Source organism: Bifidobacterium sp. POST2/T3 (B1) (assembly GCF_058197115.1).
Genome location: NZ_JBVPQK010000342.1, coordinates 1 through 2,812 on the forward strand (window position 1 = coordinate 1; position 2,812 = coordinate 2,812).

At 62.6% G+C, this 2,812-nt stretch carries 3 protein-coding genes; all 3 read right to left on the reverse strand.

Annotation, left to right across the window (positions count from 1 at the left end; genetic code table 11):
* Positions 1-1,043 (reverse strand): ABC transporter permease (locus AC0AP0_RS11325; protein WP_490430542.1); only part of this gene is annotated, 1,043 nt, incomplete at its 3' end.
* A gap of 16 nt (positions 1,044-1,059) precedes the next feature.
* Positions 1,060-2,370, reverse strand: coding sequence for an ABC transporter permease (locus tag AC0AP0_RS11330; protein WP_490430540.1), 1,311 nt, complete (start codon positions 2,368-2,370; stop codon positions 1,060-1,062).
* Positions 2,371-2,392: 22 nt separating this feature from the next.
* Positions 2,393-2,812 (reverse strand): Fe-S-containing protein (locus AC0AP0_RS11335; RefSeq protein WP_490430541.1); only part of this gene is annotated, 420 nt, incomplete at its 5' end.

Consider the following 2,812-nt stretch of genomic DNA (forward strand, 5'->3'; position numbering starts at 1 on the left):
CCCAGCGGCCGTTGGAAGACGGACAGGCAGAGCAGCCGGGCGAAGCCATAGCCCAGGGCCGTGCCGATCAGGCCTCCAGCCAATCCGTAGCAGGCCGATTCCGCCAGAAACTCCATAGCAATCCCCCGCGAAGAGGCACCCAGAGCCTTGCGCAGGCCGATCTCGCTGCGCCGTTGGGAAACGATGGAGGCCATGGTGGTCCCCACGCCCACGAAGGTCAGGACCAGCACCACCACCGAAACCAGCCAGAAGAGCGACTGGAGCATGGCGATGGTATGGCTGTCGCCTGCTGTGATCCTGGTGACCGGCCGGGCCTTGACCCCCATGGAGGTCATGTCGTTGATGCTGGCAGCAATGGTCTTCAGCCCCGAGGTCATGGTGTTGACCGAGTATTCGATGACATCGGTACCCCTCTTGGCCCCGGTCAGGAGCTCCAGATCGGACAAGTCGGCGTAGATGATCCGATCCTCGGGGCCGCCGGTATCGACGATGCCTCCCACTCGAAAGTCACGTCCCTGGCTTCCGGCCTTGTCTATGACGGTGACCTTTCCAGCGGGATAACCAATAGTTATCTGCTTGCCGGTGGTCAGCCCCAGCGAATCTGCCAAGTCCCGCCCCACCATGACTGAACCGGGCTGCGGCCAAGCTCCCTCCACGCTCCAGTGGCGGTTGAGCTGGCGCACCTGGTCGGGGTGGATGCCGGCCATCACGCGGGCGCCAGCATTGACCTGCACCGTCTCATATCGATAGGTGGCGTACCGAGTCGGGGCCTTGGCGGTCACCATGTGGGTAGTGTGGTCCACCATCCCCTGTTCAATGCCGGATCCGGACCGGTTGCCCCCCTGAATGGGCGAAACGATCAAGTTGGCCCCGTAGGAACGCATCTCCTGGTTGATCTGTCTAGGGGCCTCGATGCAGACTGCAGCCAGACAGAAGAGGGTGGCGGCACCCACCAGGGAGGCCACCACGGCCATGAGGGCCCGGCCTCGACGACGGAAAACAGCCCCGAAGAGCATGGTCAGGAACATGCGGGTATTGGTCATATGGCTCTTATGGCGATCAGCGGCCATGAAGCACCTCCGCCGGCCGAAGCCGCAGAATCGATCTGATGGACGAGATGGATGCCAGCAGCACGGTCAGGGCCAGCAGCACGAAGACCAACACGAAGACCATAGGCCTCATGGTGATGCCTGATCCAAAGACCACCCTGCCCACGATCTGAGCCACTCCAGAACCCAGCAGGGCGCCGACCAGAGCCCCGGCCAGGGCGATCAGGGCCGTCTCGGCCAACACCAATCGGGACACAGCCCCGTCGGTGGCGCCCAAGGCCTTGAGCAGGGCGAACTCCGAGGACCGCTCGCTTATGGAGGACGCCATCAAATTGGCCACGGCGATGGCCGCCGCCAGCAGACTGAGCACGGTCATCAGGATCATGACCGCCTGGGTCTTCTGCAGAACGTCGCCCTGCAGGGCTGCCACCTGTCTGACCTGCTTGGCCATGGACCCGGGTATGGCCTCCTCGATCTGGTAGGCGATGGATGAGGGATAGGCCGTGCAATACCAGGTCTCCCATTCGTCCTGGGAGAGAGCAGCAGGGTTTCGTGCGGCCTTTCGGGCCAGGTCGTTCTCTGGCGTGGTCAGAGCCTTGACCTCCACCTGGTCGATCTGATCGGTCAGGCCGGACATCTCCTGCAACGGCCGAGTGGGCAGGTAGAGGGAGGCGGCATCAGCATCACCGGAGTCGAAGATGCCCACAATGGTGACAGTCTGCTGTTTACCATCCAGACCCACCTTGACCTGGTCACCAACCTGACGGCCGCCCAGTCGTGCAGCCAGCTCTTTGCCCATCATGGCTTCGGTCCGGCCGCCGGATCCAGCCCCATCCTTGGGCCAGCGGCCTTGAACCTTCCACCAGGGCCGAAGACCTTTGAGACCTGCAGTGCTGCTCTCGCCGCTATCGACCTTGACGGTCCGGCCGAACCAGGTGCCCACCAGGGGGGCGCCGACCTGGTCCACGGTGCCACGAAGGTCCAGGCGCGGAGCAAAGTCGGTGATGTTGTAGGCCCAGAAGATGGTCTTGATCTTGGGCACCTGGGATTCCTTGAGAAAGGCGGTCGGCATTGACTCGTCGCCTGAGGGACCGCCCTCCTGGTCGCCGTAGAGGTCGGAGACCACAGCATCCGCCTTGGCCTGGACCGTGATGTTGGATCCGTAGGTGGACAGTTCCGCGTTGAGCTTGTCGCCCACGTCGAAGACCACCCCCAGCATGGCCGTGGCCACGCAGGCCGACAGGCAAACCGTGACGGCGATGAGCATTCTTCGCCCAAACTGGCGGCTGAATGACCGCAGCATCATGCGCATGAAGAACATACCAACCGCTCCTTCCCTTTTTTCAGCTCTTGAAGTGCGAAGACAGGGCATCCAGGTCGGCGGTGCTGATCAGTATGGCCCCCCGACCGGTCTTATAGGGCAGAGGGACGGGATTGCAGCCGCCCTTGAACCCGATGGTGGCCAGGTTGATGGCTACGTCGCACTTCTTGCAGATAATCTTGCCGTCTTTTTCGTAATAGCCCGCATCCCCGCAATTATCGCAGGCGTCCAGCCCGACCCCATAGGCTGCGCCATTCTTGCGGATGATGATGAAGCGCATCTCGGTGCCGTCCTTGGCCCGGTAGCTGAATCGATGCAGGTGGCCATCCTCCACCTGGGAGAAACGGATGGTAGCCGTATCGGAAGTCAAGGAATACTTCTCCGGAGGCGAGAGCACAGGCACCTGGTGGGCCTTGGCGGTACCCACCGTCAGGGCCAAGGT